Source organism: Paenibacillus sp. 2TAF8 (assembly GCF_052114825.1).
In the GTDB taxonomy this organism is placed as follows: domain Bacteria; phylum Bacillota; class Bacilli; order Paenibacillales; family Paenibacillaceae; genus Paenibacillus.
In genome coordinates this window covers 340,124-354,489 of record NZ_JBFRFN010000002.1, presented here as the reverse complement: position 1 = coordinate 354,489, position 14,366 = coordinate 340,124, and the positions used below count along the sequence as shown (strand labels likewise).

General features: G+C 43.7%; 12 protein-coding genes. 5 read left to right on the top strand and 7 right to left on the bottom strand.

Annotated features, from left to right (window positions below; genetic code table 11):
* Nucleotides 1-143 precede the first annotated feature (143 nt).
* A complete protein-coding gene (locus AB4Z30_RS03635) occupies nucleotides 144-1,022 on the bottom strand; it encodes a helix-turn-helix domain-containing protein (protein WP_441923372.1) in 879 nt (292 codons plus the stop codon).
* Nucleotides 1,023-1,189: 167 nt separating this feature from the next.
* On the opposite strand from AB4Z30_RS03635, the gene AB4Z30_RS03630 reads away from it, so the two are divergent.
* Nucleotides 1,190-2,362, top strand: coding sequence for an MFS transporter (locus AB4Z30_RS03630; protein ID WP_441923370.1), 1,173 nt, complete (start codon nucleotides 1,190-1,192; stop codon nucleotides 2,360-2,362).
* 109 nt (nucleotides 2,363-2,471) lie between these two features.
* On the opposite strand, the gene AB4Z30_RS03625 is transcribed toward AB4Z30_RS03630, so the two are convergent.
* Entirely contained in the window at nucleotides 2,472-3,215 is a 744-nt protein-coding gene (locus AB4Z30_RS03625) for a MurR/RpiR family transcriptional regulator (protein ID WP_441923368.1), read from the bottom strand.
* Nucleotides 3,216-3,481: 266 nt separating this feature from the next.
* On the opposite strand from AB4Z30_RS03625, the gene AB4Z30_RS03620 reads away from it, so the two are divergent.
* The gene (locus AB4Z30_RS03620; protein ID WP_441923366.1) at nucleotides 3,482-5,344 is read left to right on the top strand and encodes a beta-glucoside-specific PTS transporter subunit IIABC; all 1,863 of its coding nucleotides are present in this window, start codon (nucleotides 3,482-3,484) and stop codon (nucleotides 5,342-5,344) included.
* Between the two features lie 160 nt (nucleotides 5,345-5,504).
* Here the strand turns inward: AB4Z30_RS03620 and metE are convergent, their stop codons facing one another.
* Nucleotides 5,505-7,802 carry a 5-methyltetrahydropteroyltriglutamate--homocysteine S-methyltransferase gene (metE, locus tag AB4Z30_RS03615; protein ID WP_441923364.1) on the bottom strand — a complete coding sequence of 766 codons (2,298 nt, stop codon included), beginning with the start codon at nucleotides 7,800-7,802 and terminating at the stop codon, nucleotides 5,505-5,507.
* 211 nt (nucleotides 7,803-8,013) lie between these two features.
* Between metE and AB4Z30_RS03610 the strand changes: the two genes are divergently transcribed.
* Entirely contained in the window at nucleotides 8,014-8,637 is a 624-nt protein-coding gene (locus AB4Z30_RS03610) for a hypothetical protein (RefSeq protein WP_441923362.1), read from the top strand.
* 38 nt (nucleotides 8,638-8,675) lie between these two features.
* On the opposite strand, the gene AB4Z30_RS03605 is transcribed toward AB4Z30_RS03610, so the two are convergent.
* Together AB4Z30_RS03605 and AB4Z30_RS03600 are read right to left on the bottom strand one after the other, a co-directional pair.
* Entirely contained in the window at nucleotides 8,676-9,332 is a 657-nt protein-coding gene (locus AB4Z30_RS03605) for an MBL fold metallo-hydrolase (RefSeq protein WP_441923360.1), read from the bottom strand.
* 152 nt (nucleotides 9,333-9,484) lie between these two features.
* The gene (locus tag AB4Z30_RS03600; RefSeq protein ID WP_434751232.1) at nucleotides 9,485-10,297 is read right to left on the bottom strand and encodes an undecaprenyl-diphosphate phosphatase; all 813 of its coding nucleotides are present in this window, start codon (nucleotides 10,295-10,297) and stop codon (nucleotides 9,485-9,487) included.
* A 299-nt stretch (nucleotides 10,298-10,596) separates the two neighbouring features.
* On the opposite strand from AB4Z30_RS03600, the gene AB4Z30_RS03595 reads away from it, so the two are divergent.
* Nucleotides 10,597-11,637 (top strand): ABC transporter substrate-binding protein, encoded by a 1,041-nt coding sequence (locus AB4Z30_RS03595; protein WP_441923359.1) that lies wholly within the window; start codon nucleotides 10,597-10,599, stop codon nucleotides 11,635-11,637.
* A 111-nt stretch (nucleotides 11,638-11,748) separates the two neighbouring features.
* Here the strand turns inward: AB4Z30_RS03595 and AB4Z30_RS03590 are convergent, their stop codons facing one another.
* Both AB4Z30_RS03590 and AB4Z30_RS03585 read right to left on the bottom strand, forming a co-directional pair.
* Nucleotides 11,749-12,654, bottom strand: coding sequence for an AraC family transcriptional regulator N-terminal domain-containing protein (locus AB4Z30_RS03590; RefSeq protein WP_441923358.1), 906 nt, complete (start codon nucleotides 12,652-12,654; stop codon nucleotides 11,749-11,751).
* A 24-nt stretch (nucleotides 12,655-12,678) separates the two neighbouring features.
* A complete protein-coding gene (locus AB4Z30_RS03585) occupies nucleotides 12,679-13,101 on the bottom strand; it encodes a MerR family transcriptional regulator (protein WP_441923356.1) in 423 nt (140 codons plus the stop codon).
* A gap of 211 nt (nucleotides 13,102-13,312) precedes the next feature.
* Here AB4Z30_RS03585 and AB4Z30_RS03580 point away from each other — a divergent pair, with 211 nt between their 5' ends.
* Nucleotides 13,313-14,353: an NAD(P)-dependent alcohol dehydrogenase gene (locus AB4Z30_RS03580; RefSeq protein WP_441923354.1), complete on the top strand. Its 1,041-nt coding sequence runs from the start codon at nucleotides 13,313-13,315 to the stop codon at nucleotides 14,351-14,353.
* Nucleotides 14,354-14,366 lie beyond the last annotated feature (13 nt).

The window sequence follows — 14,366 nt, the reverse complement described above, 5'->3', positions numbered from 1 at the left end:
ATGGATATAGCTCCGATTCAGGCATACACTTGGGCCATCTTCCCATCGGAGGCGCATCCGTGGGATAAGTTCGATGGAGTCGATAGAGACACTTTACTGCCACGCTTGTTGAAATCTATTGCCTTTTGTAGGCTGTAGTTTTTTTATTTGGTCTGATGCCATGTATGTCTGTAAGCTAGGGGCGTCATTCCGACTTTTTTCTTAAAAAGTTGATGAAAGAATTTCATATCCACATATCCGACTGATGCAGCAATTTCGGCTACACTGCTGTGGCCTTCTGATAGGAGACGGCATGCTGCATCCATACGGATGTTTTGTAAGTAATTCGTAAAGCTCATTCCGGTATGCTCTTGAAAAAGACGACTGAAATGCCGCTTGCTAAGGTTAACTCGATCGGCAATTTCGCTAAGCTTAAGCCCGCTTGCATAATTAGAGTTGATAAAGGAAATTGCTTCGTCGACAGCCATCCACTGCGTCTTTTTTTCTAGGGAAGCAACGTTCTGTACTTGATGCCTAAATAAACCGATTAGTATTTGCATGACAAGAGCAGAGAGAGCAGCCAAATATCCTGGAGGCTTTGTCGCAAATTCTCGATAAAGTTCTCGGAACAGGTAATGATATGTACCATCAAGATCTTTCATAGAGAACCAATGTAATTGCTTGTTTGCGAAATATTCACATATGTCCGGAGCTTGCGGAAAAGAGTAGTGGAGTTCGGTTAGATACTTTTCTTGAAACAAACAGTTGTAAACGATCAGCGGGCGGTCTTTCATGAGGGTTTTGGGCCTGTACACATGAGCACACCCGACTGGAATGAAAATAATAGTCCCTTGCTCCACAGGAACTGCTTCACCATCAATATAATGAACACCTTCACCTTCACTGATATATGTGATTTCAAAAAAATCATGGGAATGGGAGTTTAGTTCAAACGTTTCATAAACCCTGTTCACATTAATCGGAACGCTAGGTGAGAAAAGATCGTCTCCGGACATAATATAATTGCTGGGTCTGATACTCATGATGAGGGCTCCTTTATATTCCTAGTGTTTGATATTATCTTACGTATTAATTTGTTAAATGTCCATATTCACCTATAAAGATGTCTCTTATAACCTACTTTTTTATCTTCCTCTCCACGTAGAATAGAGCCTAGATAACATGAGAATGACATCAGAAGGAGATTACAATGAGGAAAAATATATTTTTAATTATTGCATTATTTGTTGCTACATTGAATTTGCGCCCGGCTATTAATTCCATATCTCCGCTACTAGATACGATTCGGGAAGATTTGGGGATGAGCGCTGCATTAGCCAGTTTGCTAACGTCAATACCTGTACTATGTATGGGTGTGTTTTCACCTTTTGCCGTCAAAGCAAGTGGGAGATGGGGAATAGAACGAATCATTGGATATTCCCTGATTGTGGTGGGACTCGGAATAGCCACTCGGCTATTTACACAGTCTACGTCCGTTTTACTTTTATCTGCATTAATCGTAGGTATCGGGATCGCTTCGATTGGCCCGTTAACTTCAGGCTTTATTAAAAAGTATTTTCCCGATCATGTTCCATCCATGATTGCACTCTATAGTATTGCAATCACCGTAGGGGCTGCGGGCAGTTCAATGGTATCCATTCCCTTAGAGGCATATTTCAATTCTTGGCAGATAGCAGTAGGAGGGTGGGCTGTAGTTGCCTTTGTAGCAGCGATCATGTGGTGGATCATGGTGAAGCCGCAATCTGAATCTGCTCATGTGAATGGAATAAAAGAACGTCCGCAAATTAAACTTCCCTGGGGAAATAGAAGAGCATGGACAATTACGCTCTCATTTGGATTAATGGCCATGTTGTTTTATTCTTTTACAGCGTGGCTCCCGTTGATGATTCAGGAAATGGGGTATAGCAAATCCTATGCAACGCTTTGTCTGACTATATTTGTTGTCATCCAAATTCCGATTAGCTTTGTACTTCCTGTATTATTGAAGAACTTTCCTTCAAGAAGAGTATGGTTGGTTGGTGAATCTCTGTTCATGATTGTTGGGTTGGTTTTATTGATGATGAATTTCATGCCGATGGTTTCCGTTGTACTCTTTGGAGTTGGGGCAGGGGGCTTGTTCACTTTAAACCTGATGTTACCGATTGATTCTACAACCAATGTGAACGATGCTACTTCCTGGTCAGCGATGCAGCAATCTGCTGGATATGTCATTGGAGCGATGGGTCCAATATTGCTAGGCTGGATTCATGATGCTTCCCATAGCTTCACTCCTGCTATGATTGGAATGATTGTGATCATCATTCTAATGATCATGACACAAATTGCAGCAACACGAAAGAAAAAAGGAATGGAAAGAGCTTAAAGTAAGCATTCATTTTAGAGCTATAGCAGCTTAAAAGAGAGTCGAGATGACTCTCTTTTTGTTTGCGTAAATTTAGAAAGAATGGATGCTCTATGCTCTAATATAACTCTTATTCTAGTTTTGCAAGAAGATTGTAAACCTCTTTACCTAGCCATTCTAATAAGAAAATAACAGGTGTGTGTGTAGTGAGGTCAATACTTCCGTGATACTCTTCTTTTACATAATAAGGAATACACACATCTGAAATTTTAGCCATGGTAGATTGGCGATTATTCGTAATTGCAATAATTTTATGCTTATCCTGCTTGATCCGTTGGAGATAAGGTTGAACATATGGGTTTTCACCTCGCGTAGACAAAGCAATCGTAATACTGTCTTTTTGAATTCTCGTATGTATAGGATAATGAGGATCTTTTATGTACATAGAGAATATCCCTAAATTTGAAAATAACCTAGCTCCATATTCACCCATTACTCCAGAGCTTCCGATACCAATAAAAATGACATTACTAGCTGTAGCAATTAAGTTCGCTGCTGCTGAAATTTTTTCCACCAATTCAGGAGATTGAGAATGTTCAAAAAACGCATACACTGCATGATGAGGACTTTTCAACTCCTGCTTCGTTAGTTTATCTTTTTGGGAAACGAGCATCTTAAGTTTTACTTTAAATTCGGAAAATCCCTCACATTGGTTCTTTCTGCAAAACCGCAGAATGGTGGCTGTAGATACATGAGTTTCATCGGCCAGTTCTCTAATACGCATGTACGCCACTTTTTCCATGTTCTGAGAAATATAGTTATATAAAGATAGTTCCAATTCGTTATAGGATGAGATTTGCTCATTGGTGAACATGGATATGCACTCCCTTAGACCATAATAAAATAATAGGTAACCTGCTTAGGCAGTATACATTACCTATACTCAAAAAACAACGTGTTACATTTTTGTAACAAAAATCATTTCGTGTCAAAGGAAACTAAACACTTAAATCATATATATTTTCTTCCCTGTTCTGAGTAACATGACGTTATAACATATGTTTCGCACTTCCATTATATTTGGCCAGACGCGTCCATGGTCAGAGAATACCTTATTTTACGACGAAGGAGCCTTACAACATGGATAAACAACAATTGTCCAAAGATATTCTCAAACTGGTTGGTGGGGAAGAGAATATCGATCAAGTTACACACTGTATGACTCGACTCAGATTCAATCTGAACGATAACAATCAAGCAGACAAAACTACGTTGAAAAACACACCTGGCGTTATGGGGGTAACGGAAAACGGTGGTCAGTTTCAGGTGATTATTGGCAATGAAGTTTCCGAAGTGTACAAAGCACTAATGAACAATATGAGCAATAAGCCTAGCACAGAAAGTGCTCCAAAAAGTGAAAAGAAACAAAGGAATCCGATTAGCGCATTGTTTGATTTCATCTCGGGCATGTTCACGCCAATCCTGCCAGCCATTGCTGGCGCAGGTATGATCAAAGGGATTGTGTCCATTCTGGTAGCTCTTGGTTGGATGACGAATACCAGTTCAACCTATATCATTTTATCCGCCATTGGGGATGGTGCATTCTACTTCCTGCCTATACTTCTGGCCGTTAGTGCTGCGAAGAAAATGGGTAGCAATGTTTATGTGGGCGCTGCATTAGCGGCTGGTCTTATGCACCCAACCATTGCAGCCTTGTTTCAAGAGGGTAATACATCGTTTGCGGGGATTACAGTTATTGCTACATCCTATGCATCATCGGTTATTCCCATCGTCATTGCAATCTGGATCTCTGCTTACGTGGAGAGAGCTATAGACCATATTACGCATGCTTCACTCAAAATGATTATTGTACCAACTGTAACGTTACTTATCATGGTACCACTAACCTTGATCGCGATTGGGCCACTGGGTGGCATTATTGGAAACGGTTTATCTGGAGGTATCAGATGGTTATTTGATAACGCATCCATTTTTGCAAGTATTTTGATTGGTGGCACAATGTCTGTACTGATTATTACAGGCATGCATTATGCACTGTTGCCGCTTGCAGTTGGTTCGATTGCAACACTTGGTTACGATTTTATCGTTCCGTTAATGTTCGCAGCTAATATGGCCCAGGGTGGTGCTGCATTTGGGGTTGGCTTCAAGTCTAAAAACACCCAAACTAAATCACTTTCATATTCTACAGGACTGACCGCTCTTATGGGAATTACGGAGCCTGCCATGTACGGCATTAACATGAAATTCAAAAAACCATTTATTGCAGCGCTCATTGGTGGCGCAGTCGCTGGAGCGTTTCTGGGAGCATTTTCTGTTAAAGCCTATTTCATTAGCACAGTAGGTCTTCCAGGAGCTGCCTCATATGTGGGTCCGGACATTAGCAACCTGCTCTATGCGCTGATTGCTGCTTTAATTGCATTCGTTGTAGCTAGCGTCATTACTTATATTCTGGGCTTCAAGGAAGACGCACCTGCACCATCAGCAACGTCTGCAACTATACCTGTAGTAACTGAAGACACTAAATTACAGGATGAACAAATATTCAGCCCAATCAGTGGGGAAGTTAAGCCACTTAGCCTGGTTCCAGATCCTGCTTTTTCAGAAGAAATGATGGGTAAAGGATTTGCCATTCAACCTGCTGAAGGACGTGCAGTTTCCCCAGTTAACGGCACAGTATTCTCTGTTTCCAAGAGTGGTCACGCTATTGGCCTCGTAAGTGATCTTGGCGCAGAGATGCTGATTCACATCGGGATTGATACGGTAAAGCTGAAAGGCCAATTTTTCTCGCCAAAGGTACAGGCTGGAGCAAAAGTATCCGTAGGCGACCTATTGATGGAATTTGACCGTGAAGAGATCGAAAAAGCGGGTTACAACATGATTACACCGGTCATTATTACGAACATGTATCAATATACCGATGTCCAATCGGCTGGGCGTACCACAATTCATGAAAAAGAATTGATGTACACAGTCAAAGTTTAATCTGGTTACCCCGCACGGGGGATACTTTAAAAAGCCGAAATCCTGCATGATCAGGATTTCGGCTTTTTCAGTGTTGCAATTTAGAACAAAACAGAGACTATGCAGATTAAGTTTATCTGTTATTAGAACGTCTATACGAATCAACAGTTCTTCAGTTTATCTAGTTTAGAACAGGAGTAGCATTATACTTCGCTCGTGCAATTCGGGTTGCATCCACCATATTCTTCAGCGAAGCCACGGTTTCTTCCTGTCCACGGGTTTTCAAACCGCAGTCTGGATTGATCCAGAACAGCTTCGGATCAAGCACACGCAAGGCACGATCAATCATGTTGCTCATTTCGTCCACGCTTGGTACACGCGGGCTATGGATGTCATATACACCAAGCCCGATACCTAACTCATACGTATTCTCTTCAAAGCTGTGAATTAACTCCCCATGGCTACGCGATGTTTCAATGGAGATGACGTCGGCATCCATTGCTTCGATAGAATCAATCATATCGTGGAATTCGCAATAGCACATGTGGGTATGAATTTGGGTAGTTTCCTGTACGGTACATGTCGTAATGCGGAACGCTTTGACAGCCCAATCCAGATAATTGGCTTGTTTATTCTCTTTGAGTGGCAGGCCTTCACGGACGGCGGGTTCATCCACCTGAATCATGCCGATGCCAGCTTTTTCGAGCGCTTCAACCTCTTGTCTCAGTGCATACGCCAATTGATAAGCGATGGTTTCCCGTTCAATATCGTCCCGTACAAAGGACCAGTTCATGATGGTGATCGGGCCTGTCAGCATGCCTTTAACAGGACGGTCTGTTTTCGACTGCGCGTATTTCGTTTCCTCAACCGTCATTTCACCTACAAATTCAACATCTCCGAAAATAACAGGTGGTTTCACACAACGTGATCCGTAGGACTGTACCCAGCCATATTGCGTAAAGGCAAAGCCCGCCAGTTTTTCACCAAAAAATTCAACCATGTCCGTGCGTTCAAACTCACCATGAACCAGCACATCAATGCCAATTTCCTCTTGAATGTTAATCCAGCTATCAATCTGATCGCGGATAAAGGAAGCGTACTGTTCGTTGCTCAGCTCGTTTTTGCGCCATTGTTGTCGAGCTTTTCGAACCTCTGTGGATTGCGGGAAGCTGCCAATCGTTGTTGTGGGGAACAACGGCAATTGCCATTTCTGCTGCTGGGCTACATGACGTTCTGCAAATGCACGTGAGCGGTTGGGTTCTTGTACACGGATGGAAGCTACGGCTTCCTGCACGGCTTTGCGATTACGATCCCCGGAGCTTTGCAATGCCTGTAGTTTCTGCTCGGCTTCTTTAATTTTAGCGGTGATGTCCGCATCGGTACTGCTGAGTGCTTGGGTCAAAATAACGATCTCATCCAGCTTTTCATCCGCAAATGCAAGTGCATCTTTGAGTTCAGCAGCAAGTTTCGCTTCACGTGCTGTTGTTACAGGTACATGCAGCAAGCTGCAGGAGGACTGCACAATTAACCTTTCAGGTGTAACGAGAGAAGTAAGGGTGCCCAGCAATGTCAGCTTGTCCTGAAGGGATGCTTTCCAGATGCCGCGTCCATCAATGATACCTGCGCCAAGCACTTTGTCTGCCGGAAAACCGCTCGTTTGAATGGATTGCAGGTTACCTTCAAGACCATGCACGAAGTCAAGACCGATGCCTTGAATGGGCAAGCTGATGATTTCGTTGTAGTTTTCAACGGATTCAAAGTACGTTTGCAGCAAGATATTTAAACCCGGAACAGCGGATGCAAAAGCGGTATAGATTTTGTTCAAGCGCTGCAGATCCGCGTCATTCAATTTGGTTACGAGAACCGGCTCATCAATCTGTACCCACTGTACGCCAGCATCTGCAAGTTCTTGCAGCACCTGAGTGTAGAGAGGAAGCAACTGATCCAGCCAAGCGTCCGTTTCGGAGGCATCATAACCTTTGGAAAGCTTCAGGAAGGTCAGCGGTCCAACGATGACTGGTTTACCTTCAATGCCGAGTTTTTCTTTGGCTTCAAGGTATGCGATTAGCGGTTTATTCTCGGTTAAAATCGGCGAAGCATCATTCAGTTCAGGTACAATATAGTGATAGTTCGTATTGAACCATTTGGTCATTTCACTGGCTGCGGCATCCTTTGTTCCACGGGCGATGCCGTAATAGACGGAGAGAGGCACAGCACCTCCGGTATAAGCGAAGCGTTTTGGCACAATACCAAACATTACGGCTGTATCCAGAATATGATCATAATAGCTGAAGTCGTTCACTGGAATCAGATCAATGCCTTTCGCTTGTTGCTTGCGCAAATGATCTAAACGAATCTCTTGTAATTTCGCGTGAAGTTCGTTCTCTTCCAATTTTCCTGACCAGAAGGCCTCAAGTGCTTTTTTCCATTCCCGATCGGCTCCGATTCGTGGATACCCCAATACGCTGCTTTTTGTCATTTGCCATAACCCCTTCGCAATGTGTTAACAAAAATTTATCACAAATACACGGTTATAACGTAATTCCCTTATATTATATCTAGTTATAGCCTTAGGATATAACAAAAAAAGGTTTGGCATGAGTTAAAGAATGTGTAAATTTGAAAGTGACACCGCTGATGTTACAATGACTAGTTATGTTCATATGAATGAGTGAAAGGAAGGAACACGAATGAATCTGTATCATATCCAAACTACATTGCAAGGCTTCAACAGGACAACATCATTTCTGGAAGATAACTTCATTGGCATCCCTTGGTCTGGTCTAGGGGACCTTGAGCTTACGCCACCGGAGCAATGGAAAGAACAACTGGCTCAACGTTATGGCCTGGGGGAGACGGAATGTACAAATACACTTGCAACACTACATATGTTTGCTAACCTGATGCAGGATGGGGACTACGTCATAATAAGGGATGAGGAATGGGCCTATGTAGGGGATATCGGAGATTATTATTACGACGACTCCTTAGGTGCTGAAGATGAATTGATCTGTCACCGTCGGGGAGTCACTTGGTTAGGACGTATTCCACTCGCAGAATTGAACGATAAAGTCCAAGCTTTGTGGAATACATCATCCATCCTCGTGAAGTTTGAGCATCCTGTATCTGAAGCTCAGCTGGATCGCGCGCTTGCAGTCAGCAATGCAGCCGAAGCAAGCAACGCTCTCACAGCAATTGTGGATGAAGCATTGATTCAAGCGGCACTTCAAGTACTGAAAGAAGCCCTGCAAAGCGAAGAAGAAGTGCTGCGAGTRCAAGCGGCGACAGCCATTTTACAGTATGCCAAACCTTAATATATGAAAATATAAACCGGAATCGGCATTGTTTAATTCTAAATCAGCCGTGAGATCTGTTCCTTTATATGCATATCACTGAGACCACCGTGATAACAAATTACGGATGAAATGTCGAGTTCCAGATATTTTTTCAAGGAGAAGCGCGCTGCCTCTACATCCAGTGTAGTCGGAACGTGAATACCTCCAAGCTGGCCGTTAACACTGTACATGGAATCTCCGGCAATGAGCGTTTTGCTACGCATTAAATAAAGACTGATATGACCAGGAGTATGCCCAGGCGTGTGAATAACGCGAATTCCGCCGCAAAACGGCAGCTCCTGACCATCCGTTACAGTTTCATCAATCTTGCCTTTTGGAGGATGTTCCAGGTGGTCGTCTTTGAGGAGTGGGAGATGTCCCTCAATATACGGCTTATCCAGTTCGTGTGCATATATCCTGACCCCCGTACCACACTCCTGCAAAATCTCGGGAAGACAGCCTATATGGTCCACATCCTGATGCGTCAAAATCACTGCTTTTAGTTGGCTGATCGGCACGCCTATCTTCTCTAATGCAAGACATAAATCGTCATATTGTCCCGGAAAACCGGAATCAATTAACACGGCTGTTTCTTCATCCCATATCAGAACAGGATGAATCATAACCCCTTCGAAATCGAGTTCAAGCAGCTGGATTCCTTTCGAAATTAACATCAATATCAAACCTCCTAATCACAAGTTTCAATAGATCTTTACATTTCTTAAGTAAACGAATAGGGACTGCCAAAAGATACGGTTGTYATGAATCCTAATAAAAGAGGGACAACCGCGATAGTTGTCCCTTTGCTGTGTATAGAGAATCTCTTTTATAAAAAGATAAGTAACAATGTTCCTGCCGCAAAACAGTAATATGAAAAATACTTCAGATTGCCTCTGGCCATAATGCCCATAAACCATCTCATCGAGAAATAGGTAACGACCAGTGTCGTGATAAACGCGATCAGGTAAGGAATAGCGAGCTGAGCACGGTTAGGATCATGCGCTATATCTGAAGCTCCCAGAATCACACCGCCGATACTGATCGGGATGTAAAGCATAAAGGAGAACTTTAACGCCGTTTCCTGTTTCATGCCTACTGCAATGGACGAAATAACGGTAGCACCCGAACGGCTGATTCCAGGAATAAGTGCAACCGCCTGGGCGAGTCCAACCAGCACAGCATCTTTCATCTTCAAATCGCCGTCCTGTTTGCGGCCGCGCAGATTACGAATAAGCCAGAGGGCTACACCCGTAATTAGCAGGGCCACTGCAACCGTATAAACAGATGAGAAGATGCTCTCAATCTGATCCTTGAACAGTACTGCAGCAACGGCAGCAGGAATCGTACCGATGACGATATATAAGCAAAACATAAAGTCTGCCCGATATTCCGGTTTGCGGGTACGCAAGTAACCCCATCCACCGGTAATCAGCTTCATGATGTCTTCCCGAAAAATAAAAACAATGGCAATTAATGAAGCGGTGTTCGTCAAAATTTCAAACGAAAGGCCATTTTGCTTCAGTCCCATTAGTCGCTGGGCAATAATTAGATGACCGCTGGAGGAGACCGGAATCGGCTCCGTTGCCCCTTGAACAATACCCAAAAAAAAGTACTTTAACCACAGTATAATCTGATCCATCTTGTCCTCCTTGAAACATTTCTCTACATTCTCAAAAATCATGTTCTAAAATCATTCTCTTTGTTAAATCTCTCTATCCACTCTAATGATGATAGCCTTTTAACTTACTAGATGGCAAGTTTGGAATGAAATTTCCAGTAGAAATGTAAGGGAAGTGCTATTTTTGCAAGGAGTAGACGAAGTTCGGAATGAAAATATTAAACTTGTATTGTCAAAAAGATAGAGTCGTGATATCGTTGATAACGATTATCAATATCATTTATAGTATTGAATCCAATACATTAAAGGTGGGGTTATTTTTGCGTAGTACGAAAAGAAGTTCAATATGGATGATGATGGCGTTGGTGTTCGTGCTCATCCTGAGTGCATGCGGTCAGTCTGCTTCAAATACAGCTACAGATGGAGCAGATCAGACAAATGCTTCTTCGGATGCTGGAAGCAAGACAGGTAACAACTCAAATGCTTCGACCAACACTGGAGCAGGTTCAGAGGAAGAGATGGTTTCATTCCAGTCTGACGCTGGTGAAGTACAAGTGCCGAAAAATCCCAAGCGGATTGTAGATCTGACAGCCTTCTCTACAGGATACTTTGTAGCACTGGATGCTCCTGTCGTTGGAGCAAATTCAGGCGCGATGAATAACAAATACATCAAAGAGCAACTTGCTGCACAAGGAACAACAGATTTAGGTGAACAGGCGCCTACGCCAGAGCAGCTGCTTGCTTTGAAACCTGATCTGATTTTTGTGTACACAGGTACAGAAGGCATCGACAAGCTGTCACAGATTGCACCTGTTGTGCAGATGGAATACGGTAAGCGCAATTACAAAGATTTGATGCTGGAGATGGGCAAACTCACGAACAGAGAAGATGCGGCCAAAGCGTGGGTTACCCAATGGAGTGCTAAGATTAACGAGCTGAAGCCAAAAGTCTTAGCTGCTGTAGGCAATCGTACCGTATCCATTTTGAACCCATATGAAAAAGGGTTATTTGTGTTCGGTCATAATTATGGTCGCGGGGGTGAGATCATCTACGGCGAGTTTGGACTTAAAGCACCAACCAAGGCCCAAGCGGAAGCGATTGATAGCGGAACAGGCTGGGCTTCTATCTCAATGGAGGTGCTGTCGGAGTATGCAGGGGACATTATTTTCACCAGCCCGTGGTCTGGAGATCAAAGTGATGCCAAGAAGGTATATGAAAATACGTTGTGGAAAAACCTCCCGGCTGTGAAAGCCAATCATGTATTTCAGTTAGATCCATCGTCTGACACCTATAACGATCCGGTATCGTTGGAAGGACAACTTAAATTTATTACGGATAGCTTACTTTCGGCATCCAAGTAGTTTCAGTAGGGAGACTGTATTTAGAAGAGTATGAAGCGAGCGAAAAAAGAGGCTCTCACCGTTTAGGTGGGAGCCTCTTTACGTGGATCGAGATAACGTCAGGGGAGGATATTAGTACAAACTTCCTCTCAATCGTTTAATATCTTCCATTGGAGGACAACCAAACAAGCGGGAATACTCACGGCTGAATTGTGACGGGCTCTCGTATCCAACCTGATAAGCAGCCTCTGATGCGTCCACAGCTTGAGACATTAACAGACGACGAGCTTCTTGTAAACGCAGTTGTTTGATGAACTGAAGTGGGCTCATCGCAGTGACGGCTTTAAAATGACGATGGAAGGAAGCCTGGCTCATATTCGCCAGCTCTGCCAGTTCTTCAATCCGGACGGGCAGTCTAACATGTGTCACGATGTGTTCGATCACGTTACGAATACGATACGTGTGTGATCCTTCTTGTGCCATCTGCCTCAGTGCACTGCCCTGGGGTCCTTTGAGCACTCTGTATAAAATCTCCTTTTTAAACAACGGGAAGAGCATGAAGATATCCTCCGTGTCCCCTTCAAGCAACTGAGCTAATCGAATCACGGCATTCAGCAGTTCTGGAGAGGTTTTACTGACATACATGGCTCGTCTGGTATCATCGTTCGATTTTGGGGAGAGACGGGTATGTTGAACTACCTCCAGAATTTCACTGTTTGTGAATTCAAGCTTTAATGCGAGATAAGGAGCGACAGGCGAAGCCTCTATTACTTGGCCGCTTACAGGCAGATCCATCGTAGCTACAATATAGCTGCCAGGTCCGTACTGGAAGCGTTCTTGTCCGAGCAGCATTTCCTTTTGACCCTGGACGACGATACAAAAAGAAGCTTCGTTCAACCTGAAGATTGGCTCAGTGATGTCAGATTCACGAATCAAAGAAAGAGAGGGAAGTTCGGTTGAATTGACACCTTCATTGACCGTGTGCTGATGTATAAGTCTGGCGAGTTCATCTAACTGCTGCTGATATGGCATAGTCATAGGATAAGATCCTTTCGTTTAACGCTAGGAGCTTGCTGCGTGCTCAGGCTTAGGAGCCAGTACAGTTTTATGAATGTTCTCCGTTCCAGCTTCAATGGCTTGCTGATAATAACTGCGCTTATGCTCAATAACGGCCATTGTTCTCCTGAGTTCCTCCATCTGAGCCTCGACGCTGGCTTTGYGCTCGGTAAACATGTCATACCTCTGATGCAAGGTTGCATCACCTTCCGAGCACCAGGCTATGAATTCTCGGATATCCTTGATAGGCATTCCGGTAGCTTTCAGACATTGGATTATTTTTAGGAAATCAATATCGGAGTCCTTGAATTGCCTCGTTCCGGTCGAATTGCGTTCGACGAAGGGCATGAGACCCTCTTTGTCATAATAGCGCAATGTATACACAGTCAGATCCAATTTTTTAGCGACTTCACTAATGGAATATGTCATATCGAGTTTGTTCCTTTCAGTTCTAGATCAGATCAAGATGAAAGCTGGTATGGTATACCGCTTTCTTTGATGCGAGTGAATTTTATCATGTGGTCTGGAGTGATGTCAAAATGCACTCTATTTAAAAAAAAGTAGAGCAAAACATTTGACCTAGAGTTAACTATAGGGCGTAAGATAAAGAGGATTCCAAAATCATGAGGAGGTTATACTATTGATTACAGCTAAAGCCAGAGCCGTGGATGGACCCGATCAAGCTTTCCGTTCCGCAGAAATTAACCGCCGTGATCTGGATACCACGGATGTATTAATTGAGATTAAGTTTGCCGGTATCTGCCACTCGGATATTCATACCGCTCATGGGGAGTGGGGACCCGTCAATTATCCGCTCGTACCTGGCCACGAAATTGCCGGTATTGTGACCGAAGTAGGTAGTGGTGTAAAAAAATATAAAGTAGGCGACCGAGTAGGCGTTGGATGTATGGTCGACTCTTGCGGCGAATGTGAGAATTGCCGTAAAGGAGAAGAGCAGTACTGCCTGAAAGGTAATATTCCAACGTATGCAGGAGTAGACAAATACGGTGAGCCAACCCAAGGCGGCTATTCCACACATATTGTGGTAACCGAAGATTTTGTGGTGCGTATTCCCGACAATATTGAGCTGGATGCTGCTGCACCGCTGTTATGTGCTGGTATTACTACCTATTCTCCGTTGCATCACTGGGGTGCTGGTCCGGGTAAGAAGGTTGCAGTCGTAGGGATGGGTGGACTTGGACATATGGCGGTTAAAATCGCACATGCGATGGGAGCTGAGGTTACCGTTCTCTCCCAAACGCTAAGCAAAAAAGAAGATGGTTTGCAGTTTGGTGCGGATCATTACTACGCAACGAGCGATCCGGAAACATTCGAAAAGCTGGCAGGCTCATTAGACCTGATCATTAATACAGTAAGTGCCAGCATTGATATCAATGCTTATTTCTCGCTGCTCAAGTTGGACGGCACACTCGTTAATGTAGGGGCTCCGCCTGAGCCACTCCCCGTCAATGCATTCTCGCTGATCGGACATCGTCGTTCATTCGCCGGTTCGATGATTGGTGGCATACGTGAGACACAGGAAATGCTTGATTTCTGTGCCGAGCATGATATTACACCTAGCATTGAGGTTATTTCGGCAGACCAGATTGATGAAGCATACAAGCGTGTACTTGCTTCAGATGTTAAATATCGTTTCGTTATTGATACTAGCACCATTTAAGAGTGCAGAGGTG

Excerpts from the sequence above, each read along its gene's own strand:
- AB4Z30_RS03600 (WP_434751232.1), bottom strand. The coding sequence starts at position 10,297 with ATGGATCAGATTATACTGTGGTTAAAGTACTTTTTTTTGGGTATTGTT.
- AB4Z30_RS03620 (WP_441923366.1), top strand. The coding sequence starts at position 3,482 with ATGGATAAACAACAATTGTCCAAAGATATTCTCAAACTGGTTGGTGGG.
- metE (WP_441923364.1), bottom strand. The coding sequence starts at position 7,802 with ATGACAAAAAGCAGCGTATTGGGGTATCCACGAATCGGAGCCGATCGG.
- AB4Z30_RS03590 (WP_441923358.1), bottom strand. The coding sequence starts at position 12,654 with ATGACTATGCCATATCAGCAGCAGTTAGATGAACTCGCCAGACTTATA.
- AB4Z30_RS03605 (WP_441923360.1), bottom strand. The coding sequence starts at position 9,332 with ATGTTAATTTCGAAAGGAATCCAGCTGCTTGAACTCGATTTCGAAGGG.
- AB4Z30_RS03630 (WP_441923370.1), top strand. The coding sequence starts at position 1,190 with ATGAGGAAAAATATATTTTTAATTATTGCATTATTTGTTGCTACATTG.
- AB4Z30_RS03635 (WP_441923372.1), bottom strand. The coding sequence starts at position 1,022 with ATGAGTATCAGACCCAGCAATTATATTATGTCCGGAGACGATCTTTTC.
- AB4Z30_RS03625 (WP_441923368.1), bottom strand. The coding sequence starts at position 3,215 with ATGTTCACCAATGAGCAAATCTCATCCTATAACGAATTGGAACTATCT.